The sequence below is a fragment of the Bacillus sp. PDNC022 genome, from assembly GCF_016919285.1.
In the GTDB taxonomy this organism is placed as follows: Bacteria; Bacillota; Bacilli; order Bacillales; family Bacillaceae; genus Bacillus; species Bacillus safensis.
Window position 1 is genome coordinate 360,532 of record NZ_CP070345.1, and the last position, 21,533, is coordinate 382,064.

At 39.8% G+C, this 21,533-nt stretch carries 23 protein-coding genes; 20 read left to right on the forward strand and 3 right to left on the reverse strand.

All coding sequences use genetic code 11. The features are described from left to right. Positions 1-59: 59 nt before the first annotated feature. From greA to JVX94_RS01900, 3 genes are all read left to right on the forward strand, one after another. Positions 60-533, forward strand: a complete 474-nt coding sequence (greA, locus tag JVX94_RS01890) for a transcription elongation factor GreA (RefSeq protein WP_008358505.1) — start codon at positions 60-62, stop codon at positions 531-533. Between the two features lie 50 nt (positions 534-583). Then, the gene (locus tag JVX94_RS01895) at positions 584-2,326 is read left to right on the forward strand and encodes a peptidoglycan D,D-transpeptidase FtsI family protein (protein WP_205184388.1); all 1,743 of its coding nucleotides are present in this window, start codon (positions 584-586) and stop codon (positions 2,324-2,326) included. 67 nt (positions 2,327-2,393) lie between these two features. After that, positions 2,394-3,059: a YrrS family protein gene (locus JVX94_RS01900; RefSeq protein ID WP_205184390.1), complete on the forward strand. Its 666-nt coding sequence runs from the start codon at positions 2,394-2,396 to the stop codon at positions 3,057-3,059. Positions 3,060-3,098: 39 nt separating this feature from the next. Here the strand turns inward: JVX94_RS01900 and JVX94_RS01905 are convergent, their stop codons facing one another. Next, positions 3,099-3,302, reverse strand: coding sequence for a YrzA family protein (locus JVX94_RS01905; RefSeq protein ID WP_048239190.1), 204 nt, complete (start codon positions 3,300-3,302; stop codon positions 3,099-3,101). Positions 3,303-3,488: 186 nt separating this feature from the next. Between JVX94_RS01905 and JVX94_RS01910 the strand changes: the two genes are divergently transcribed. The 7 genes from JVX94_RS01910 (at position 3,489) to JVX94_RS01940 (ending at position 8,172) form a co-directional block, all read left to right on the forward strand. Then, positions 3,489-4,130, forward strand: a complete 642-nt coding sequence (locus JVX94_RS01910) for a class I SAM-dependent DNA methyltransferase (RefSeq protein ID WP_205184392.1) — start codon at positions 3,489-3,491, stop codon at positions 4,128-4,130. A gap of 15 nt (positions 4,131-4,145) precedes the next feature. Next, the gene (gene mtnN / locus JVX94_RS01915; RefSeq protein WP_024423101.1) at positions 4,146-4,841 is read left to right on the forward strand and encodes a 5'-methylthioadenosine/S-adenosylhomocysteine nucleosidase; all 696 of its coding nucleotides are present in this window, start codon (positions 4,146-4,148) and stop codon (positions 4,839-4,841) included. Positions 4,842-4,887: 46 nt separating this feature from the next. After that, positions 4,888-5,811, forward strand: a complete 924-nt coding sequence (locus JVX94_RS01920; protein ID WP_144471199.1) for a PLP-dependent cysteine synthase family protein — start codon at positions 4,888-4,890, stop codon at positions 5,809-5,811. Between the two features lies 1 nt (position 5,812). After that, positions 5,813-6,961: a bifunctional cystathionine gamma-lyase/homocysteine desulfhydrase gene (locus JVX94_RS01925; RefSeq protein WP_205184394.1), complete on the forward strand. Its 1,149-nt coding sequence runs from the start codon at positions 5,813-5,815 to the stop codon at positions 6,959-6,961. A gap of 71 nt (positions 6,962-7,032) precedes the next feature. Beyond that, entirely contained in the window at positions 7,033-7,263 is a 231-nt protein-coding gene (locus tag JVX94_RS01930) for a YrhC family protein (RefSeq protein WP_048238968.1), read from the forward strand. Positions 7,264-7,715: 452 nt separating this feature from the next. Further along, complete coding sequence (locus JVX94_RS01935; RefSeq protein ID WP_065214597.1) at positions 7,716-7,850, forward strand: YrzI family small protein; 135 nt, start codon at positions 7,716-7,718, stop codon at positions 7,848-7,850. A 160-nt stretch (positions 7,851-8,010) separates the two neighbouring features. Further along, positions 8,011-8,172 (forward strand): hypothetical protein, encoded by a 162-nt coding sequence (locus tag JVX94_RS01940; RefSeq protein WP_155267112.1) that lies wholly within the window; start codon positions 8,011-8,013, stop codon positions 8,170-8,172. Between the two features lie 43 nt (positions 8,173-8,215). Here JVX94_RS01940 and JVX94_RS19745 read toward each other — a convergent pair whose 3' ends face one another. Further along, on the reverse strand, positions 8,216-8,341 hold the full coding sequence (locus JVX94_RS19745; RefSeq protein ID WP_008342643.1) for a YjcZ family sporulation protein: 126 nt from the start codon (positions 8,339-8,341) through the stop codon (positions 8,216-8,218). Between the two features lie 266 nt (positions 8,342-8,607). On the opposite strand from JVX94_RS19745, the gene JVX94_RS01950 reads away from it, so the two are divergent. The 6 genes from JVX94_RS01950 (at position 8,608) to JVX94_RS01975 (ending at position 15,271) form a co-directional block, all read left to right on the forward strand. Continuing rightward, positions 8,608-9,210 carry a class I SAM-dependent methyltransferase gene (locus JVX94_RS01950; protein ID WP_144471537.1) on the forward strand — a complete coding sequence of 201 codons (603 nt, stop codon included), beginning with the start codon at positions 8,608-8,610 and terminating at the stop codon, positions 9,208-9,210. A gap of 413 nt (positions 9,211-9,623) precedes the next feature. Further along, a complete protein-coding gene (gene fdhA / locus JVX94_RS01955; RefSeq protein ID WP_144471195.1) occupies positions 9,624-10,838 on the forward strand; it encodes a formaldehyde dehydrogenase, glutathione-independent in 1,215 nt (404 codons plus the stop codon). A gap of 86 nt (positions 10,839-10,924) precedes the next feature. Continuing rightward, complete coding sequence (locus JVX94_RS01960) at positions 10,925-11,698, forward strand: class I SAM-dependent methyltransferase (RefSeq protein ID WP_095409104.1); 774 nt, start codon at positions 10,925-10,927, stop codon at positions 11,696-11,698. Positions 11,699-12,029: 331 nt separating this feature from the next. Beyond that, positions 12,030-12,974, forward strand: a complete 945-nt coding sequence (locus JVX94_RS01965; protein ID WP_205184397.1) for an ABC transporter ATP-binding protein — start codon at positions 12,030-12,032, stop codon at positions 12,972-12,974. Between the two features lie 19 nt (positions 12,975-12,993). After that, a complete protein-coding gene (locus tag JVX94_RS01970; RefSeq protein WP_095409102.1) occupies positions 12,994-14,160 on the forward strand; it encodes an ABC transporter permease in 1,167 nt (388 codons plus the stop codon). After that, entirely contained in the window at positions 14,153-15,271 is a 1,119-nt protein-coding gene (locus JVX94_RS01975) for an ABC transporter permease (RefSeq protein WP_205184400.1), read from the forward strand. The genes JVX94_RS01970 and JVX94_RS01975 overlap by 8 nt, the downstream gene beginning before the upstream one ends. Positions 15,272-15,406: 135 nt before the next feature. On the opposite strand, the gene JVX94_RS01980 is transcribed toward JVX94_RS01975, so the two are convergent. Beyond that, entirely contained in the window at positions 15,407-16,300 is an 894-nt protein-coding gene (locus JVX94_RS01980; protein WP_205184403.1) for a LysR family transcriptional regulator, read from the reverse strand. Between the two features lie 139 nt (positions 16,301-16,439). Here JVX94_RS01980 and JVX94_RS01985 point away from each other — a divergent pair, with 139 nt between their 5' ends. The 4 genes from JVX94_RS01985 (at position 16,440) to JVX94_RS02000 (ending at position 21,521) form a co-directional block, all read left to right on the forward strand. Beyond that, complete coding sequence (locus JVX94_RS01985; protein ID WP_205184405.1) at positions 16,440-17,891, forward strand: alanine/glycine:cation symporter family protein; 1,452 nt, start codon at positions 16,440-16,442, stop codon at positions 17,889-17,891. After that, positions 17,888-19,051, forward strand: coding sequence for an iron-containing alcohol dehydrogenase (locus JVX94_RS01990; protein ID WP_205184408.1), 1,164 nt, complete (start codon positions 17,888-17,890; stop codon positions 19,049-19,051). Before JVX94_RS01985 ends, JVX94_RS01990 begins: the two co-directional genes overlap by 4 nt. A 129-nt stretch (positions 19,052-19,180) precedes the next feature. Further along, the gene (locus JVX94_RS01995; RefSeq protein ID WP_205184411.1) at positions 19,181-19,930 is read left to right on the forward strand and encodes a glucose 1-dehydrogenase; all 750 of its coding nucleotides are present in this window, start codon (positions 19,181-19,183) and stop codon (positions 19,928-19,930) included. Between the two features lie 370 nt (positions 19,931-20,300). Next, positions 20,301-21,521 carry an MFS transporter gene (locus tag JVX94_RS02000; protein WP_205184414.1) on the forward strand — a complete coding sequence of 407 codons (1,221 nt, stop codon included), beginning with the start codon at positions 20,301-20,303 and terminating at the stop codon, positions 21,519-21,521. Positions 21,522-21,533 lie beyond the last annotated feature (12 nt).

Here is a 21,533-nt window from a genome sequence, read left to right on the forward strand (position 1 = left end):
GTCGTCACTCACGTGCAGAAATTTGTATGATGAGGATTAATAGAAGGAGTGAATGATTCATGGCACAAGAAAAAGTATTTCCAATGACAGAAGAAGGAAAACGTAAATTAGAAGAAGAGCTTGAATATTTGAAAACGGTTAAACGTAAAGAGGTTGTAGAGCGTATTAAAATCGCTAGAAGCTTTGGAGACCTCTCTGAAAACTCGGAATATGATTCTGCCAAAGAAGAGCAGGCGTTTGTAGAAGGCCGTATTACAACGCTTGATAATATGATTCGTAATGCCAAAATTATTGAAGATGAAGGAAATTCAAATGTTGTTTCACTTGGTAAAACGGTGACATTCGTTGAATTACCAGACGGCGAAGAAGAATCTTACACAATTGTGGGAAGCGCAGAAGCTGATCCGTTCGAAGGAAAGATTTCAAACGATTCACCTATTGCAAAAAGCCTTTTAGGTAAACAAGTAGACGACAAAGTAACCGTTCAAACACCTGGCGGGGAAATGTTCGTCCAAATTGTAAAAATTTCATAATCACGTTTATCAGGTAAACACCTCGTCCACAATAGGGACGAGGTGTTTTTATGCGCAAAAAAAGAAGAATTCAATGGACAGGTGCGATTATTTTTTTACTATTGCTCGGTCTTCTGTTTAGACTGGCAGAAATTCAGCTGTTCTTCACAGAATCGTTTTCAAAGCTTGATATCAATTTAATACAAGAAAGTGTCAAACAGCGGACAGAAGAAGTTGTTATTTCAGACGGGCGCGGTGAGTTTTTAGATCGAAACGGCCAAGCGCTTCTTACAAAAGAACAGCCCGCGGTTATCTTATTTCCTTTCCTGCAATATGATCTTCCACACCTTCAGCAAACCGCCTCTATTCTTGAGATGGAAGAAGATGAACTCAAAAAACAGCTGACAGAAACGAAAAAACCTCTCATTTTAAAAGATGACATCACGAAAAAAAAGCTGAAAGACATCAATGATATGAAATATTCAGGTGTGTACGGCGTATATATGAAAGAGAAGGACAAAAAAAGACTTGCCCTCCACACATTAGGTTTCACAAGCGAGAATCCAGAACTATTGAGAAAGCGGTATCCTGACAAAAAAGAACTTTCCATTCGTACTGAAATCGGCACATTTGGGCTGGAAAGCACCTTTGACGAATTTCTATTACCCGAGCAAGACACAAAATTGTTATATCATGTGGACGGAAGGGGAAACCCTTTGTTCGGTATGGACGTCAAATATACAGCAGAAGCTCATTCCTTTTATCCACTTCAGGTACAGACAACAATAGATGAAGACATGCAGGCTGAAATGGAGAAGGTGCTCAAACAACAAGGCGTTGAAAAAGGCGGTGCCGTTCTGCTCGACATTGAAAAAAGTAGTGTGCTGGCGATGGCGAGTACCCCAAATGTCACAAGTAAAAACCGGCATGAGGCAAGAAATTACATGCTGACAGCCATTGCACCAGGCTCTGTCTTTAAAACGGCTGTACTTGCCGCAGCAATCGAAAAAAATCTTGACCAGCCACAAACCATGTATGACTGTCGAAAGAATTTATATGGAGAGCCTGAAGGAAAACAAAAAGTGCTGAATCTGACTGATAGTTTCTCGCAGAGCTGCAATTATACCTTTGCGACACTTGCTGAAAGGCTCATTCAAACAGATGATCAAATCATCGAAAAGACGGCTTCTAAGCTTGGACTCATAGATCGAGCTGGCTGGGAAGGGGATGTCTATCATAAGCAGCACTTCAAACAGTTTGATCGTGAAGAAACAGGCAGTGTGTGGGGAGATAAAAGAGACAAGCATGTCAAAAAAGCCATTGCACAAACCGCAATAGGACAAAAAAATGTCAAAACGACTCCTCTGCAAATCGCGAATATGATGGCTGCGATCGCAAGAGGAGGAGAACGAAAAGAAGTGAAAATCGCAGAAAAAGTGCTGTATCAAAATGGAACAACGATGCTGTCCTTTCAAAACAAACGACCTGAAGCGGGCAGCATCAACCGCTATACAGCTCAAAAGCTGCAAAAATACTTAAGACAGGTGGTGACCTCTGACAAGGGAACCGGAAGAAGGTTTCAAGATTTACCATACGATGTGGCGGGAAAATCAGGTACTGCCCAAACCGGCAGTCAAGACAAAAAGGGGAATCCGCTTTATCATAAGTGGTTTGCTGGATACTTTCCGGTAGAAAAACCAAAATACGCTCTTGTCGTTGTTCACCTTGACGAGACAAGTGGCCGGGCTAAGACAAATGATGCGTTTTATGATATTGTAAAAAAGGTCAATGAAATTGAAAAGAAACAGACATAGAACATCCCTTCATGACATGTTAGAATAGTAACGACTTAGGGAACAGAGGCAAAGGAGTGCAGAGATTTTGAGTAGAAATTCTCGATTTGAACATCGTGATAAGCGCAGAAAGGCAAATATGGTGCTTAACATATTAATTGGTATCGTTGTGGTGCTTATTTTGGTTGTCGCATCGAGTTTGTTAATTTTTAATAAGCCGAAAGATACAGATGTAGCGAAAGAACCATCAAAAACGGCACCTGCAACAAGTGAAAATAAACAAAACTCAGAAGAAGATGTGAAAGATCCAAAGAAAGACACATCCGATGATTCAGATGCAAAAAAAGATGATTCATCTGATCAAGACGACGATACGAAGAAGACAGATGATGAAGATAAGCCTAATAAAGATGCGTTAAAAGACGCCAAAGAAACAGATGGCGGCAAAACGAGTGACGTAGACAAAACATACGAAAACGATGACTGGGAGCCTGTCGGAACAGAGCAATCCGGTTCACATACAGCAACCTATGATTCCAAATCAAAAGACTGGAAAGAAATGATCAAAGCCATGTCTTATGCGACAGGAATTTCAGAAGATCAAATGACCGTTCTTTGGTTAGGAAATAACGGAGGTCCTCAAGATGCAAAAGGAACCATCCGTGATAAATCAACAGGTGAACGCTACCGCGTGGAAATTACGTGGGTAGATGAAAAAGGCTGGAAACCTGTGAAGGTTGAAAAATTAAGATAAACATGAAAAAAAGATAGCAGATCTGCTATCTTTTTTTGTTTAGACATTCGCTTTAAAATGAACAACTGCTGTATACAAAATCCGCTCATCGATCACAGTCGTTTGATGACTGACAGAATGAACGGTCAGCAGGATCGCCTGATTATGCTCAATTTGTTTCTGGATCTTTTGTTCAAGTTCTTTTAAAGACGATGCTTCAAAAAATTCAATTTTGTCCTTTAAAAAATCCAACTGAAAATCCATTTGATTCACCTCTCTATACTCTTCATTCATCTTAATCTCTCTCCCTCAGAAGGGCAAATATTTTTCGGTCTCTCCCAGTATTTTTTAGTAGGAAAGAAACAGAAGTTGTGGTAGGATAGGAACTGTTCGACGGAATAAAACATACTATACGCATAGGAATAAATAGATAAAGTGGAGGGAAAGAAAATGGGACGTGAGTTTCTTTCTTTATTTGATCATTGGGCTGACTCTTATGACGACACGGTAAGTGGTCATGACGAGCAGTATAAAGAAGTGTTTCGCCGGTATCCGGCTATTTTAAAAGAGATTGCCCGCCGCTCAGGCCAAAATGTTCTTGAGTTTGGAAGCGGTACGGGGAATCTAACAGCGCTGCTCCTTGCAGCTGAAAAAAACGTGTTTGGTGTTGAACCATCAGATGCCATGAAGAAAGCGGCGCTTCAAAAAGGAGTACCAGATGTATTTCATGATGGGGATTTTTTATCATTTCCAGTGCCGCCTTTTGAGCCAGATACGATCGTCAGCTCATATGCTTTCCATCATTTAACCGACGAAGAAAAAAAACAAGCTATTCACACCTATAGCAACATCCTTCACTCAGATGGTAAAATAGTCTTTGCTGATACAATGTTTCAAAATCAAGCAGCACATCAAGCTGAGATCGACAAAGCGAGAGCCTCAGGATTCGATCAGCTTGCAGAGGATTTAGAAACGGAATATTATCCATCCATTGATGTGCTAAAGCAAATCTTTGAAGAAGAAGGTTTTAGCACGTCCTTTCATCAAATGAATGATTTTGTTTGGATCGTAGAAGCGAAGAAAAGGGAATGAAAGGATGTTTTTGATTTGAAAATCGCAGTCATAGGTGCAATGGAAGAAGAAGTGACGATTTTAAGAGATCAACTAAAAAATGCTACACAAGAAAACATCGCTGGGTGTGAATTTACAACAGGTGTTTATGAAGATAAAGAAGTGATTTTATTAAAATCAGGGATTGGAAAAGTAAATGCAGCGGTCAGCACAACATTACTGCTTGACCGCTTTCAGCCAGATTATGTGATCAATACAGGATCGGCTGGCGGTTTCCATCACTCATTAAATGTAGGTGATATTGTCATCTCTACTGATGTGAGACATCATGATGTAGATGTGACCATCTTTGATTACGAATATGGACAAGTGCCGGGACTTCCAGCTGCTTTCATTGCAGATGAAAAGCTTGTGAAGCTGGCAGAGGAATCTGCTTTAGAGATCGATCATATTCAAGTCGCAAAAGGAACGATTGCAACAGGAGATTCGTTTATGAATGATCCGGATCGTGTAGCGTTTGTGAGAGAGAAGTTTCCAGAGCTATATGCGGTGGAAATGGAAGCCGCAGCGGTTGCACAGGTCTGCCAGCTCTTTGGTACGCCATTTGTTGTCGTTCGTGCGCTATCGGATATTGCAGGGAAAGAATCTAATATCTCCTTTGATCAATTCCTTGAGCAAGCAGCGATTCACTCAACCGATCTTGTCTTGCGTATGATAAAGCAAACACAATAAAAGAAGGGGTTTCCCCCTTCTTTTCCATGCAAAGGAAGGGAATCATATGGCTGTCATAAAGGATATTACAGAATTAATTGGCCGCACACCGCTTTTAAAACTGTCAGGGATTGGCGTCCCAGAAGGTGTTGAGGTGTATGCAAAGCTTGAGATGATGAATCCAGGTGGAAGTATTAAGGATCGTTTAGGCGACATGCTCATTAGAGAAGCATTAGCATCTGGCAAACTGCGACCAGGCGGAACCATTATTGAAGCGACCGCTGGAAACACAGGCATTGGGCTTGCCCTAAGTGCAAGGAAGCATCAATTGCAGACCATTTTTTTTGTACCAGAACATTTTAGTCAAGAAAAACAACAGGTGATGAAGGCGCTCGGTGCAGAGATTATTCATACGCCGAGAAAAGAAGGCATGAAGGGTGCGATTGATCGAGCCCTTGAACTAGAGGCAAGCCTTGACAATGCCTATTGTGTTTTACAATTTAAAAACCAAGTAAATCCATTGACTTACTACAGAACGCTCGGTCCCGAATTATGGTCCGACTTAAAAGGGAATATCGATGTATTCGTGGCCGGAGCAGGATCTGGAGGAACTTTTCAAGGTTGTGCCGCCTATTTAAAAGAGCAGCATCAGGCGATAAAAACAGTAGTTGTGGAGCCTGAAGGGTCCATTTTAAATGGTGGGAATCCGGGCCCGCATAAAACGGAAGGGATTGGCCTTGAATTTATCCCAGATTATATGGAGCAGGCTTTATTCGATGAGATTTACACTGTCAGTGATGATGATGCGTTTCGAATGGTGAAAGAAGCAGCTGAAAAAGAAGGTGTTCTCATCGGCAGCTCTTCTGGTGCCGCTTTATTTGCCGCTTTAGAGGAAGCAAAGAAAGCAGCACCTGGGACAGTCATTGTCACCATTTTTCCTGACAGCAGTGAGCGATATTTAAGTAAAGGAATTTATGAGGGAGGAAAATAGCATGAAACCAAAAACAATGATGATTCACAGCGGAACAACGGGTGATGAAAGAACAGGCGCCGTGTCTGTTCCTATTTATCAAGTGAGCACTTATAAGCAGCCAAAAGCAGGCGAACATACGGGGTATGAATACTCTAGAACAGCGAATCCAACAAGAACAGCACTGGAAACAGTCATTCGTGATCTTGAAGGAGGAGCAAGCGGCTACGCATTTGGTTCAGGGATGGCAGCCATTACGGCTGTGATGATGCTGTTTAACAGCGGAGATCATATTGTCCTGACAGATGACGTGTACGGTGGAACCTACCGCGTCATCACAAAGGTGCTAAACCGCATTGGCATTCATGCAACCTTTGTTGACACAAGTGATCCTGAAGCAGTGAAAAAAGCCATTTTACCTGAAACAAAAGCCGTTTACATTGAATCACCAACCAATCCTTTACTCAAAATGACGGATTTAAAAGCCATCGGCGAATTGACAAAGGATGCCAACATCTTGATGATTGTCGATAATACATTTTTCACACCGTATTTCCAAAAACCGATTGAATATGGCGCGGACATTGTTCTGCACAGTGCGACTAAATATTTAGGCGGCCATAGTGATGTTGTAGGCGGGCTTGTCGTCACAGCGACGAAAGAGCTTGGAGAAGAACTGCACTTTGTTCAAAACTCGACAGGCGGAATTCTTGGACCTCAGGATTCATGGCTTCTCATGAGAGGGATCAAAACGCTTGGACTAAGAATGGAAGCACATCAACAAAATGCACAGAAAATCGCTGAGTTTTTAGAACAACATTCAGCCGTCACACGTGTTTATTATCCAGGTCTCGGTACTCATCCTGGCCATGAACTTGCGAAAACACAAGCATCAGGCTTCGGCGGCATGATCTCTTTTGATATTGGAAAAGAAGAACATGTCGATGTATTTTTAAGCCAGCTGAAGCTGTTTACGATCGCAGAGAGCCTTGGAGCGGTTGAAAGCTTAATTTCTGTCCCTGCCCGGATGACCCATGCGTCCATTCCAAAAGACCGCCGGGAGGAGCTTGGCATTACAGATGGTTTAATTCGTATTTCGGCCGGAATTGAAGATATCGATGATTTACTGAATGATCTGAAGCAAGGACTAAGCGCGCTGGCGAATGGATAGATTTACATGCCCCTCGCTTTCTCTCACTATGTTAAGCTATGAATAGACATTGATGACGGAAGGTGAAACAAGTGAAGAAAAAGTGGAGTGGTTTAGTGACAGATTACAAGCAGTACGCTTTTATTTTGCTTGCTGTCAGCACCTTTTTATATATTGGTACAATTTTACCGAATCAGCACATCGAAGCATCTCCAAAAATGCTGATGATGGGAATTGATTGTGTTTTCTTATTAGCAGCGTTTGTTTGTGTGAAACGCGCGATTTTCTTTCAAAAGAAACTGCAAGAATTAGATGAAGATTAATTCGAAAGTCTCCTCATGTGCCTTGAGGAGGCTTTTTTTCATTGTATTGGACAATCGGACAAGAATAACTGTAGAAATTTAGTCAAAAACACAAAAATCATCTATATTACTAAAAACAGGTTTACAAAATGGTGCTTGCTGGATATACTTACAAAGTAATTAAAAAAAAACGTAAAGGAGGCTGAAGAATATGTTATTCGTATCTACTTGTAATCAATTCAACCAACAATTTCATCATGTCATCAGCCTGTGGAAGAGTTCGTGTCCTTCCTTTGCCTTATACGGTGCACGCTTCAAAACTGTTTAAGTAAACGAGGATTTCACACGTATCATCCATTGCAGGTTAGAAGACACTGTCTTTTGATCTGCATTTTTGTGTGCCCGCAGGTCAACTGATAAAGAAGATCTGCGGGCTATTTCGCATGCTGCGAACTGAAGGGAGGTGAGCGTATATGACAATCCATTTATTTTTTATTACTTTGACGATCAAGCGTAAATACAAGGATATTGAGACCGTTCTTTACGAACAAGAAGTCGAAACAATTTATGAAGAAATGAAACAGAAACAACTAAAGTATATGAACTAAAACAAGAAATGAAAAATGTGAAAAGGGGGAGATTGACATGTTTATGATGCTTGCCATGCTTGATTGTTATACGATGGAGAAGGACCAGGTTTAGACACGCTCCACATTGATCACCTGCACATATGATAACCGTAAAAGGAGATTGTGAGGTGATCAATGAATGTCGATGTCACCATATATGAGGTTTCCGTCTGTCGGGCACGGATATGCATCTATTCCGCATTCCTTAAAGCACGGGTACGGTAATCCATACCGCATGCAAAGAGAGCAAGAGGAAATGCTCAGACGTTATATGTATCAGTACCGGACTTATTGGTATTAAAGAAAAGGAGCAGGAAACGTCATGGTTTCCTGCTCCTTTTACGTTAGCAAATCCAGCTTGCACCAATGATGATCAACAAAATGAACAGTACAACAAGCAATGCGAATCCGCCTGCAAAACCGCCACCGTAGCCACCGCAGTAGCCTCCAGAATAACCGCCAAAGCCCATAATCTAGCACCACCTTTATCTAATCAAGATACATTTATAAATTATGCAGCTCATGCAGAAAACGAAATCAATATGAGCACAAATAATGAAAACGCCTATTTTGGTTAAAAAATTTTCACTTTCTGCGAAACATTTTCTGAAAAGGAGCGTCTTATAAAGGACAAATAAATTAGGACTAGGTCTTAATTTTTGTTAGGTGAGAGCCGATATGAAAAGTAAGAAAATTTGTAAATAGTTTATTTACTGGTGAAAAGCAGGTGTTAACATTGATTCAAAGCTGGATTGGAAAACAGATGAGGGAACCAAAAGGCTTGTTCTCAAAATGGGTTGCCCGCTATATGGAAAAAAATCATCATAATATCAATGAATGGACGCTTCAACTCTTAAATATACAAGAAAATGACCGAATTTTAGAAATTGGGACTGGAAGAGGCATCACCTTATCAAAGGTAGCAGAAAAACTTGACCGCGGAAAAGTATATGGGGTAGATGCCTCTCGTCAAATGATTAAATATGCAAAAAGAAAACATAAGAAACTTGCAGAACAGGACAAAGCCGTTATTACGCTTGGTAAGGCTGAGCAATTACCTTTTGAAGACAGATCATTCAATAAATTATTTACGGTGCAGACGATCTATTACTTGAAGGATATTGAGCAAGTCATGAAGGAAGTGTACCGCGTTCTTCAAGTGGATGGAGAAGTATTTTTATCTTTCCAAAAGCAGGAGCTGATAAAGGAACAAAAACGGTCAACATCTTTTTCATCGTACAGTGAACAAGAGATCAGCCGCCTGTTTTCAGCATATCACTTTAGAGAAGTCTCGGTTTATCACTATGATACATACATCTGTATCAAAGCCTTAAAATGATGAAAATATTTCCCAGGTAATGAACAAGCAATCAAAAAAGAGGCTCTTCGTCAGAGGAGCCTCTTTACCTGCAATCGAATATAAAAATAAAAAAGACTCTTCAGATGAAGAGCCTTTTGTATGTGATGTAGGCGCCAGCCAGGTGTGTAAGGAATGATAGTATATATAAGGAATTTGTTTGTCGATTAAGGATACCTGTCTGGCTTATTTCTTATATCGACATCGTTCTGCAAAAGTTTAGCTTTTTTTTCAATATTTTCTTTTTTATTTCACTGGAAGACACATTTTTCTTTCTCCCATAGACATGTACCTCCTTATTTTTCACATAATGTGCTGTTTGAAGAAGGGAATTGCCTTAGAAATAGAGAAAATTGTAGAGACTTCATTTTTAAACAAAAGGGAGGAATGAAATCATGTCGGGAAACAAAGGTGTTGTTTATAAAGGAGCAGGAAAAGTAGCAGTGGAGGATATTGGATACCCTGATTTGGTCTTAAAAGACGGCCCAGGTGTACCTAAAGCCAATGTGGGACGCAAATGTGAGCATGGCGTCATTTTAAAAGTAGTGACGACGAATATTTGCGGAAGTGATCAGCACATGGTGAGAGGGCGTACGACTGCACCTGAGGGGCTTGTCCTTGGTCATGAAATTACAGGTGAAGTCGTTGAAGTTGGACGAGATGTAGAGTTTATTCAAAAAGGGGATCTCGTGTCCGTTCCGTTTAATATTGCATGCGGACGCTGCGTAATGTGTAAAGAACAAAAAACCCATGTGTGCTTAAATGTAAACCCGGACCGTCCAGGCTCTGCCTATGGATATGTAGATATGGGCGGATGGGTTGGAGGCCAATCCGAGTACGTCATGGTTCCATATGCAGATTTTCAGCTGCTTAAATTTCCAGACAAAGATCAAGCGTTGGAAAAAATACTTGATCTCACAATGCTTTCCGATATTTTCCCGACAGGTTTTCATGGTGCTTATACGGCTGGAGTAAAGCCTGGTTCAACCGTTTATATTGCAGGTGCTGGGCCAGTAGGTCTTGCAGCAGCACATTCGGCTCAGCTGCTTGGCGCATCTGCTGTGATTGTTGGAGATCTGAATGAGCAAAGACTGGAGCAGGCAAGAAGCTTTGGCTGCGAGACGATCAATTTACGAAAACACGATCGAATCGGCGAACAAATCACGCAGATTTTAGGGGAGCCAGAAGTCGATTGTGCCGTCGATTGTGTCGGCTTTGAAGCTTCGGGTCATGGAGATCAGGGAGAAGCACCTGCGACCGTTTTAAATACGATTATGGATATTACCAAAGTTGGCGGCAAACTTGGAATTCCAGGGCTTTACGTCACAGAAGATCCAGGAGCAGTGGATGCTGATGCAAAAGTCGGTTCTCTGAAAGTACGAATTGGACTTGGCTGGGCGAAGGCTCATACCTTTGTGACAGGCCAAACCCCTGTTATGCAATATCATCGCAGTCTAATGAAATCCATTTTAAGCGGAAGAGCACAGATCGCCAAAGCCGTCAATGCGACCGTCATTGACCTTGATCAAGCCCCTAAAGGATATAGTGACTTTGATTCGGGTGTGGCGAAGAAATTTGTCATTGACCCGCACGGGATGCTTTCTCGATAAATTTTTAACATGAAAGGAGCCGCTCAATAAAATGGGACGGCTCTTTATTGTGGAAAATCCAATGTATTTGAAAGGGGAGGAATCAGTTGAATTCAGATCAGGCCAAAAGAAGAGTAGTAGAACAATTTGGGAGAAATGCAGAAAAGTATGTGACGAGTCAAACTCACGCAAAGGGAGCAGACCTGGATCTAATTGTTGAATGGGCAGCCCCAGAAGAAAGCTGGGTCGTACTCGATATAGCAACTGGTGGCGGGCATACCGCAAAAGCACTGGCTCCATATGTGAATCAAGTGTTTGCGACGGATTTAACGAAAGCGATGCTTTTGAATACATCACTTCATTTAAAAGCGTATCCACAAATTTTTTATGTAGTAGCGGATGCAGAAAGCCTTCCTTTTTTAGATGGCACATTTGATATGGTCACATGCCGAATTGCAGCACACCATTTCCCGCACCCTGAACAGTTTGCCAAGGAGGCATCTCGTGTATTAAAGTCAAATGGTCTGTTTTGCTTTATTGATAATGTTTCGCCAAATGATGAAGAGCTTTCACTATTTATCAATCAGCTGGAACGATTGAGAGACCCAAGTCATGTGTCCTGTCTATCTACAGAACAATGGCGGGAATTGTTTTTAGAAGAGGGAATAAAAGAAGTAAGATCAATGATGCGAAAAAAACGTTACCCTTTTCAAGAATGGGTCAAGCGAACAACGAAAACTTTAAAGGAAGAAGAGAACGTTACGAAATACTTGTTAGATGCTAACGAGAAAATAAAGCAATATTATAGATTGAACATGACAGAGGATCAAATAGAATCAATAGAGGTGGATGACTGGATCGCACTTTTCAGGAAAGAATAAAAATGTCGATTAAACTTGCTGGAAAAAGCAGGATCAAACATTTGTGAGTGGTGACCCCCTCCTGTGCTGTAATATGACTGAAATTAGTATTTGATCCGCACATATTGATTAAAAAACTTACAAGAACCCCTTGTAAGTTTTTTTGCGTTTTTTCAACATTTATAAAAGCGTGTACTATTCTCCTGCATTACGTAACATGTTAAAATGAACAGATTGGAAATATTAATATTTAGTAGAATTTTATACCATATATTATGGTTTGATTGGATGGTAAATATTTTTAGGGATTTTATGTGAGAGAACGAAAGGCAGAATAGAGGAGAGAGATAGGTTGCTAAAAGTACATGACATTAAGAAAAATTATGAGGATCAACAGGTATTAAAAGGGGTAACCTTTCACTTAAAAAAAGGAGAATCGTTTGGTCTATTGGGGCCGAATGGTGCTGGGAAATCCACATTAATTGGTATCTTGACAGGGCTTATCCGCGCAACAAGCGGTTCTGTAACGATTGAAGGTTTAGATTTAAACAAAGAAACAAAAAAAGCACAGCAAATGATTGGTATTGTCCCGCAAGAGATCGCTTTATATTTACATTTGACAGCAAAAGAAAATTTAATATTTTGGGGGAGAATGTACGGACTCAAAGGAAAGAAGTTAAAAAGCAGAGTACAAGAAACACTTCAGTTAATTGGTCTTGAAGATAGAGCAAATGACCAAGTGAAAGTATTCTCTGGAGGAATGAAAAGAAGAGTGAATATCGGATGCTCGATTTTGCATCAACCGAAACTATTAATTATGGATGAACCAACTGTAGGCATAGATCCACAATCAAGAAATCACATATTAGAAACAGTAAAAAAGTTAAATAGTGAAGGGATGACAATTATATATACTAGTCATTACATGGAAGAAGTCGAATATTTATGTGAAAGAATGGCCATTTTGGACCACGGATCGATCCTTGCCATTGGGAATCAACATGAATTAAGTAAGCTTGTTGGCAATCAAAGAGAAATTATTTTTACTATTAAACGTGAACATGGACAAAGCGAAATAGATCGTGTGTGCCAATACATAAATGATGAAGATCCGTTAAAGGAAATTGTGATTCATGGAAATCAAATTAAAATATTTGATCAACATCCTCAGCAGCTATTAAGTCGTCTCATTCAAGGTGTGACTGCATTAAATGTTCAAATTATTTCAGCAGAAATCGTAGAACCAAACTTAGAAAATGTATTTTTATATTTAACTAGTAAAAAATTGAGGGATTAGGCTGTTTGGAGGTGAGCATATGAGCATTTGGGTTGTACTGAAAGATCTATTATTGTTTTTTAGGGATAAGAAAAGCTTTTTTACACTTTTTTTTATGCCCATCATATTAATTGCTATTTTAGGTGCAGCATTTGGAGATAACATGAAGAAAGATAGTGAAATCAGGATCAATTCATTTCGAGTAGGAATAACAGATCAAGATAAGTCCGCTACAAGTAAAATGTTTCTTTCAACATTGTCTAAGAGTGAACTAAGTGACATATTTGATGTGAAGAGCACCTCGAAAAATCAGCTGGAGAAAGATTTAAATAGTAGAGACATTACAATAGGGATAATCATCAAGCCGAATTTTGAAAAAAGCCTATTGAATCATGATCATGTGCAATTGAATATTTTGAAAGGGCCTAATTCGAATTTACAGGAAATGGTTCTGGGAAATGTAGTTTTGCAATTCTTTCAAAATTATCATATGAATCGTATTCTGGTGCCGTTGAATCAAGGTAAAGAAGTGGAAATCGCGTCTGATCAACTGAAAAAAGAACTTGTGAACGAGAGGAATATTCATATCAACAGCCAGCCGATTACATCCTTCCAATACTACGCCGGCGGGATGGGTGTGCTTTTTTTATTAATGACTGTTGTTTTTCTAGTTGGAAGTATGATAGAGGAAAAAGAGGAAGATGTTTATAAAAGGCTGATTGTATCAAAATTAAGCAATACGAGTTACATCGTTGGGAAGTTATTGGGTATTGTTTTGATGAGTATGATTCAACTTGCGGTCATTATTTTATTTACTAGTTTGGTCTTTATGGTGAACTGGGGAGAGCCTTTTACTGTTGTGATGATCGGATGTAGTTTTATATTAAATGCTGCGGGGTTCGGGGTGCTGATTGGTTCTTTTATCAAAAGAGAAAAAACGTTTAACAGTGTGGGGATTTTAGGCACTCAAGTGTTAGCGGCTTTAGGTGGGAGTATGGTGCCCTTATACTTATTCCCACAATGGGTGATTGATATCAGCTATTTTTTACCTAATTCTCTTGCACTTCAAATGTTTTTGAAAAGTATGGCAGGTGCTGATTTTAGTGAAATTCAAAGCGGATTATTACTTAGCTGTGGGATGGGACTAGCTTTCTTCATCATTGCTTTATTAAGAATGTCTTTTGAAAGGAAGCATCGTTATGCATAAAATATTAGCCATTATAACGTTAAAGTTAAAAGAAACATTAAAGTCCCCATTGATCCTCATTTTTTTATTTGTGATGCCAATCGTATTTAGTTTTATCTTTGGTAGTACCGCATCTGATACAAAGAAACCGACAGTTGCTTTTATTCTAGAGCCCAGTCAAGGTAAACTGGATCAAGAAATTTTTCAAATTCTCGAAAAAAACACCAAATTTCTCTGGGTAAAGGCGACTGAAAGCGATGCGAAAGATTTAGTATCTGAAGAAAAGGTCATTGCGTCTGTGAAAGTCGCAAACCCGTTAAAGTCCCATCTGAAAGATAAAGAGATTTTTGATGTGACAGTTTATAAGAAAACTGAGGAATATGCTGTCTTATCTCCCTATTTAAAAGAGACAGCGGCCATCATTTATCAAATCAATCAGGGTGTGAAAGAGCAAAAAAGTGTTTCTCTCACCAATGCTTTAAACAAGTTAAATGAATCTGGCTCCATTTCATTGGTTGAAAAAAATCAAGATGGTGAGGCAAGCCAGCAACCGAATTTAATACCGCTTGGCTTTACTATTATGTTTATGATGTTTGCGATTTCAAGCTCTGCATCATCCATTCATTTAGAGTATAAAGATTATACTTGGCAAAGATTGCTTTCGAGTCCCATTCATAAAATATCTGTGTTATTGGGATATTTCATAGCTTATTTTCTTCTTGGATGGATACAACTGGGTATCCTTCTGACCATCTTATCAATATTTTTCAATGTATACATAGGAAACTTTATGCGCATTTTAGTGTTTGGATCATTCGTTATTGGTCTTGTTGTGAGTTTAGGTTTTATGATTGCAACCTTATCTCATACAAAAAAGCAAGCTGAAGTATTTAGTGCGATTATCATAGTAGGAACTTGCATGCTAGGCGGTATTTATTGGCCATTAGATATCGTTCCAGACATGATGAAGAAGATCTCGTTGGCTATACCGCAAACATGGATGATGTCTGGTTTTGGTGAGATTATGAGCGGTACTGTCAATCACACTATCTTATTATTAGACATAACAGTTTTAGCTGCTTTTACGATTGTTTTTATGGTGATTGGTTTGAAAAATATCCGATCCTATTAATCTCTTTCTAAGAAATTACTTTTACCTTTTAAAAAGCCTAAATCCCTCTATATAGCTATAGAGGGATTTTGTATACAATAACTCTTCAGTATTTTCTGGAGGCGCGGCAATGAAAGGAATAGAAAAATGCTCATATTACCCGTTTAAAAGGATATAATCCTCTGTTAAATCCACAAATGCCTTTAAAGCAGGGGACATCCATTTGTTTTTATGCCAAAATAGTTGAATCTTCGTTGAGAAACAGGGTTCCATCCAGTTGATTTTGATGATATTGCCTTCTGTTATTTCTTTTTTTACAGAAATTTCAGGAAGTACAGCGATTCCTAAGCCTGCCATTACACATTTTTTTATGGCTTCTACATCTGCCAATTCTAGTTTACTTCTTGGTTTTGCATCTGCCTGTGTTAATGAGTGTTCGAAGGCGTAGCGATAATCACATTCTTCAGTTAACAACAATCGTTGCTCGTTTAAATCAATGGGATATACTTTTTGTTTTTTGCTCAAAGGATTTGTTGGACAGCATACAATGGCCATCGGTTCATCTTTTAATTCTTTTACAAGTAAATGTGAGGATACTACAGGATTCATGGATAATAAGGCGACATCAATTTGTCCTTCAAGTAATAGAGTTAAGACATCCTTTTCCGCTATTCCTGGGCGGAAGATCAGTTCCACTTTTGGATACTTGGTTTGAAAGTCCGTTAAAATATGAGGAAGCCGGTAGGTACATTGTGTTTCAGATGCACATATTCTCAAAATGCCGCTTGGCTCATTCATCCCACCAACAGCCTCTAATGCTTCCCCTGTTAAGCCTAAAATTTCATCTGTATAATGTTGAAATTGTCTGCCAGCTTCTGTTAAGATCACCCTTTTTCCAAGCCTTTCAAATAGAGGCGTTCCTAGCTCTTCTTCCAATGCCACAATATTTGCTGTGATGCTAGATTGAGCATAACCAAGCATTTGTGCAGTTTTTGTAAAGTTTAATATTTTTGATGCTGTTTGGAACATCATCAGTTGTTTGATTTCCAACTTCAAACCTCCCTAAATCGGATGAGCCGATTGATACAATCAGAAAACTTCTATAGATAGATCATAACATTTTCACTATCATAAAAGTAAGCGCTTGCAATCTTTTGTTATTTCAAATATTCAGATTTACAAAGGGGAGATGGCTTTGTTTGAAGTGATTGTTAATTCAGTGAATGATTTTTTATGGACATATATTTTAGTATTCATGTTAATAGGCATAGGAATCTACTTTACAGTGAGAATGAAATTTATGCAAATTGTCTTACTAAAAGAGATTTTCCGTTCTATTTTTGAAAAAGCACCCAAAGCCAAAAAGGGAAGTCATGAAATTTCATCTATGCAAGCTTTTTTTATTGGAGCTGCTACAAGAATTGGTACTGGAAATATGGCAGGCGTTGCGATTGCTATCACTGTTGGTGGTCCTGGAGCTATTTTCTGGATGTGGTTTGCAGCCGTTTTAGGAGGAGCCTCTGCATTTGTCGAAAGTACACTGGCACAAATTTATAAGGTGAGAACAAATGACGGATTTAAAGGAGGCCCTGGTTACTATATTCAAAAGCAATTCGGATTGAAATGGCCAAGTAGGATTTTTGCCTTTTCTGTTATTCTTAGTTTCGGCTTAATTTTTAACGCTGTACAAACGAATACAATTACAAATGCCTTTCAGTATTCATTTGGGATCAGCCCGATTGCCATGGGGCTATTTGTCACAATTTTTACAGCTTGCATTATTTTTGGTGGTGTGAAGCGAATCGCTAATTTTACACAAATCATTGTGCCAATTATGTCGGCATTTTATATCATTTTAGCACTTTATGTGATTGTCACTAATATCGGTGCTGTACCCGCAGCATTAGCAAGTATTATGAAAAGTGCATTTGGATTAGAACAAATCGTTGGAGGCGGCATTGGTGCTGCGATAATGAACGGTGTAAAACGGGGGCTCTTTTCAAATGAAGCAGGAATGGGTAGTGCACCAAACGCTGCTGCTGCCGCCAATGTTACGCATCCAGTAAAACAAGGATTTGTTCAATTGTTAGGTGTATTTTTTGACACATTAGTGGTTTGTAGCTGTACAGCCTTTATTATTATGCTATCGACAGTAGAAACAGCAGGTGAATTATCTGGTATCGAAATTACACAAGCCGCAATGGCACAGCATTTTGGATCTTGGGCTAGTATTTTCTTAGCATTTGCTATATTTACTTTTGCTTTTAGTTCTATTGTAGGAGGCTACTATTATGGTGAAGCCAATATCGGCTTTATCCATAATAGTGTAACAGCGTTATTGACGTATCGAATCATGGTATTATTGATGATCATGTTTGGAGCTGTGGCCAACTTACAAATCGTTTGGACGTTGGCCGACTTGTCGATGGCCATTATGGCAATCGTCAATTTGATTGCAATTGCTATCCTAGGAAAATATGCTTTTGCCGCTTTAGATGATTATATTCAACAAAGGCTGTTAGGCAAAAATCCAGTCTTTTATGCATCTAGCATACCAGGTTTAAAAGAAATAGAGTGGTGGGGAGCAGAAAAACAAACGGCTCACTCAACAAACTTAAATGAAGGAGTAGAAAAATCATGAGGAATTTTGAATATCATTGCCAAACAAACATAATGATGGGGACTGATCAGTCAAAAGAAATTGGATCTATAGTGGAGGATCTTTTATTGCCAGGTGCCAAAGTGATGATTGTGACAGATTCTGGTGTGAGAAACGCAGGGCTCATTCAGCCTATTGAAGCGTATTTGCAGGAAGCAGGTTATTCTGTATTTGTATTTGATCAAGTATCTCCAAACCCTAGAGATAATGAATGTCTAGCTGGTGCAGAGCTCTTTAGAAAAGAACAAGCATCAGCGGTTATTGCGATTGGTGGCGGAAGTCCAATGGATACGGCGAAAGCAATTGCTTTATTAGGGCCAAATGGCGGCATTCCTGAAGATTATATATCAGGGAAGAAGGCATATGCTAATCTATCTCCACTAATTTGTATTCCAACAACGGCTGGTACTGGCTCTGAGGTAACACGTTCATCTGTCATCACGTTAGCTGCTTCACATAAAAAAATCACATTAAAACATGCCTTGCTTCGGCCAACCATTTCGATTTTAGACCCAGCTCTTACATTAACGGTGCCAAAAAGCATAACAGCCGCAACAGGCGTTGATGCATTGGTACATGCTATTGAAGGCTATTCTTGTAAAGTAACAAATCCTATTTCAAAAGCAATGGGTGCAAGTGCAATGGAGACCATTGTAAAATACTTACCAGCAGCATATGAAGATGGCTCTGATCTAGAAGCAAGATACAAAATGCAAGAAGGTAGTTTACTAGCCGGCTTATGCTTCGGTTCAGCTGATGTCGCGGCCGTTCATTGCTTAGCAGAAGCTCTTGGCAGTCTTTATGATACACCTCATGGTATCGCAAACGCGGTATTTTTGCCTTATGTCATGCAATTCAATGCAGCTGAAAACAAGGTGTTACACGCAGAGCTTGCCAAAATAATGAGCTTTGCAGATAAAACGGATTCAGATGATGTGGCGATTCAAAAATTAATTGATGGCATGTATACTTTTACAAAAAATTTAGGTATTCCAGCACTAAAAGATTTATCTTATGTAAAAGAAGAAGATTTTGAAAAAATGGCTGAATTAGCAGAACAAAACGGCTCTACATCAAGCAATGTTCGTACCGTTACGAAAGCCGACTACTTAGACATTTTAAAAGCTGCTTTTGATCAATGAATTCCAAAGAAACATCCTCCTATGACACGATCACTTGGAGGGTGTTCTTTTATGTTTCATGTGACTATGTATCGTCTATATAAGAATGGTATGATGACAACATCTGATGGAGAAAGGATTGGATAAACGATGAACTTTCGCAATAAAACGGTCGTCATCACAGGTGCAGCCAATGGAATTGGTGAAATGATCGCTTGGGGCTATGCAAAAGAAGGAGCGCGAGTGGTGCTTGCTGATATAGATGAAGAAAAGGGAAAGCGTTTGGAGGAGCAGCTGAGAAAAGAGTCCTATGAAGTTTATTTCATCAAAACGGATGTGAAACAGGAGAAGGATATTCAGCGCTTAATGTCGTTTGCGGCAGAGCGCTTTAAAACGATTGATATTCTCATTAATAATGCTGGTGTCATGTGTACTGTATCGCCTTATGAAGTAACGGTCGATGAGTGGGATCGTGTGTTACAAACGAACCTAAGAGGGACTTTTTTATGTGCAAGAGAAGCAGCACGTTATATAAAAGAAAATCCAAAAGGCGGGTCTATTGTGAACATTTCATCTACCCGCGCTACCATGTCAGAGCCTCATACAGAAGCATACGCTGCCTCAAAAGGCGGCATTTCAGCGCTTACTCATGCGTTGGCAGTTTCTTTTAGTCAGGATCACATTACGGTGAATAGCATTTCCCCTGGATGGATTGAAACGAAGGATGAGAAAAGTCTTCGAGAAATTGACCATCAGCAGCATCTTTCCAATCGAGTCGGTACGCCAAAGGATATTGTGAAAGCCTGTTTTTATTTAACTGATGAAGACAATCAATTTGTGACCGGCACAGATTTGGTCGTTGATGGAGGCATGACTAGAAAAATGATTTATGCGGATTAACATGAAAAACATTGACGCTTTGATCGAGGCGCAGTACAATATGTAACAATTCAGCTGAAGATCGTGATGAAAAAAAGACACAGCGCAAATAGAGAAGAGTACATCATAGCTGCCCCACACAGAGAACTCCGTGAAGCTGAGAAGGAGCTGGGAAGCATGATGGAACCAAGCCTCTTAGCTCTGCACCGGATTCCCTCAGATGGTGGTGCAGCGAACTTCTCCCGTTACAGAGAAGGGTGAATGATCACCCGCTAAGGTTCATCTGGCAACAGATGAATGAACTGAGGTGGCAACGCGGAGTAAATCCCGTCCTCAAGACAGAAATGTCTTGGGGGCGGGATTTTTTTTATGACAAATAGGGGGGACCATGATGAAAAAACATTGGCGGGATATGAGTATTTTGCTTGGAGCCATCGGGATCGCAAACATAGGAGAATGGATTTATATGATTGCCCTCCATCTGCTTATTTTTCAAGAAACGGGCTCTGTACTTGCTGTAACAGCAGTTTATTTGCTAAGACCTGCGGCTGCTCTTTTGACCAATAGCTGGTCTGGCAGTTTGATTGACAGGCTGAATCAGCGGAATGTGATGATCAGTTTAGATATTACCCGCGCTCTGCTCATTGCATGCATCCCTTTTGCCTTATTCTCAGGACATCTGCTCATTCTGTATGTCATGGTGTTTTTCATACAGATGGCACAAGCGATGTTTCATCCAGCGTCGATGGTGTATATGACAGGACTAATCCCAGCCGATAACCGAAAACGGTTTAATGCCATTCGCTCTTTATTACAATCCGGTGGATTTTTACTTGGGCCCGCCGCCGCTGGTCTGCTCTTTCTAATCGGGACTCCTGTTCTTTCAATTTATGTAAATGCCATCTGCCTGTTGATATCTGCTTTGTTAACGATGTGTTTACCGAATTTGCTCAAAACAGATTCTGGACAAAAGGGGTTTTCCCTTTCAATGTTAAAAGAGGATGCAAAGCTTGTTCTGCAATTTAGTCTGACGTCACGCCAGATCATGGCGGTATATTTATTATTTAGTGCGGCGATATCGGTCCTTCCTACGGCCATTGACTCACTTGAAACAGCCTTTGCAAAAGAAGTATTATTGCTGACTGATACAGAATACGGCCTTCTTGTCAGTATAGCTGGAGCGGGTATCATCGCAGGGGCAAGTCTTAATTCGGTCATTGTCGAAAGGCTGTCAGTTTCGCTGATGCTTGGAACCGGCAGTTTGTTTGTGGCGTTTGGCTATCTTATTTATGCATTTTCCAGCAGTCTAGTTGCAGCCGCCGGTGGATTTTTTATATTAGCCTTCTTTTTAGCATTTGCGAACACAGGCTTTATGACGTTCTATCAAACGAATATTCCGGTAGAGGTGATGGGGAGGGTAGCCAGCTTTTATGCGTTGGTTGAAGCCATTCTGACGATGATCATGACAGGAATATTCGGTGGACTCGCTCATATTTTATCGATCAGAATTTCCGTCATTATTGGGTGTATATGTATGCTTCTGATCTGTCTATTGCTATGTTTTGTCATCTTTCGTCCATTGACTGTCAAAAAAATAGTGCATCCTACTTAGAAAATTAAAAAA

Excerpts from the sequence above, each read along its gene's own strand:
- greA (WP_008358505.1), top strand. The coding sequence starts at position 60 with ATGGCACAAGAAAAAGTATTTCCAATGACAGAAGAAGGAAAACGTAAA.
- JVX94_RS01895 (WP_205184388.1), top strand. The coding sequence starts at position 584 with ATGCGCAAAAAAAGAAGAATTCAATGGACAGGTGCGATTATTTTTTTA.
- JVX94_RS01905 (WP_048239190.1), bottom strand. The coding sequence starts at position 3,302 with ATGGATTTTCAGTTGGATTTTTTAAAGGACAAAATTGAATTTTTTGAA.
- JVX94_RS01910 (WP_205184392.1), top strand. The coding sequence starts at position 3,489 with ATGGGACGTGAGTTTCTTTCTTTATTTGATCATTGGGCTGACTCTTAT.
- JVX94_RS01920 (WP_144471199.1), top strand. The coding sequence starts at position 4,888 with ATGGCTGTCATAAAGGATATTACAGAATTAATTGGCCGCACACCGCTT.
- JVX94_RS01925 (WP_205184394.1), top strand. The coding sequence starts at position 5,813 with ATGAAACCAAAAACAATGATGATTCACAGCGGAACAACGGGTGATGAA.
- JVX94_RS01935 (WP_065214597.1), top strand. The coding sequence starts at position 7,716 with ATGACAATCCATTTATTTTTTATTACTTTGACGATCAAGCGTAAATAC.
- JVX94_RS01940 (WP_155267112.1), top strand. The coding sequence starts at position 8,011 with ATGTCGATGTCACCATATATGAGGTTTCCGTCTGTCGGGCACGGATAT.
- JVX94_RS19745 (WP_008342643.1), bottom strand. The coding sequence starts at position 8,341 with ATGGGCTTTGGCGGTTATTCTGGAGGCTACTGCGGTGGCTACGGTGGC.
- fdhA (WP_144471195.1), top strand. The coding sequence starts at position 9,624 with ATGTCGGGAAACAAAGGTGTTGTTTATAAAGGAGCAGGAAAAGTAGCA.
- JVX94_RS01970 (WP_095409102.1), top strand. The coding sequence starts at position 12,994 with ATGAGCATTTGGGTTGTACTGAAAGATCTATTATTGTTTTTTAGGGAT.
- JVX94_RS01975 (WP_205184400.1), top strand. The coding sequence starts at position 14,153 with ATGCATAAAATATTAGCCATTATAACGTTAAAGTTAAAAGAAACATTA.
- JVX94_RS01985 (WP_205184405.1), top strand. The coding sequence starts at position 16,440 with ATGGCTTTGTTTGAAGTGATTGTTAATTCAGTGAATGATTTTTTATGG.
- JVX94_RS01990 (WP_205184408.1), top strand. The coding sequence starts at position 17,888 with ATGAGGAATTTTGAATATCATTGCCAAACAAACATAATGATGGGGACT.
- JVX94_RS01995 (WP_205184411.1), top strand. The coding sequence starts at position 19,181 with ATGAACTTTCGCAATAAAACGGTCGTCATCACAGGTGCAGCCAATGGA.
- JVX94_RS02000 (WP_205184414.1), top strand. The coding sequence starts at position 20,301 with ATGAAAAAACATTGGCGGGATATGAGTATTTTGCTTGGAGCCATCGGG.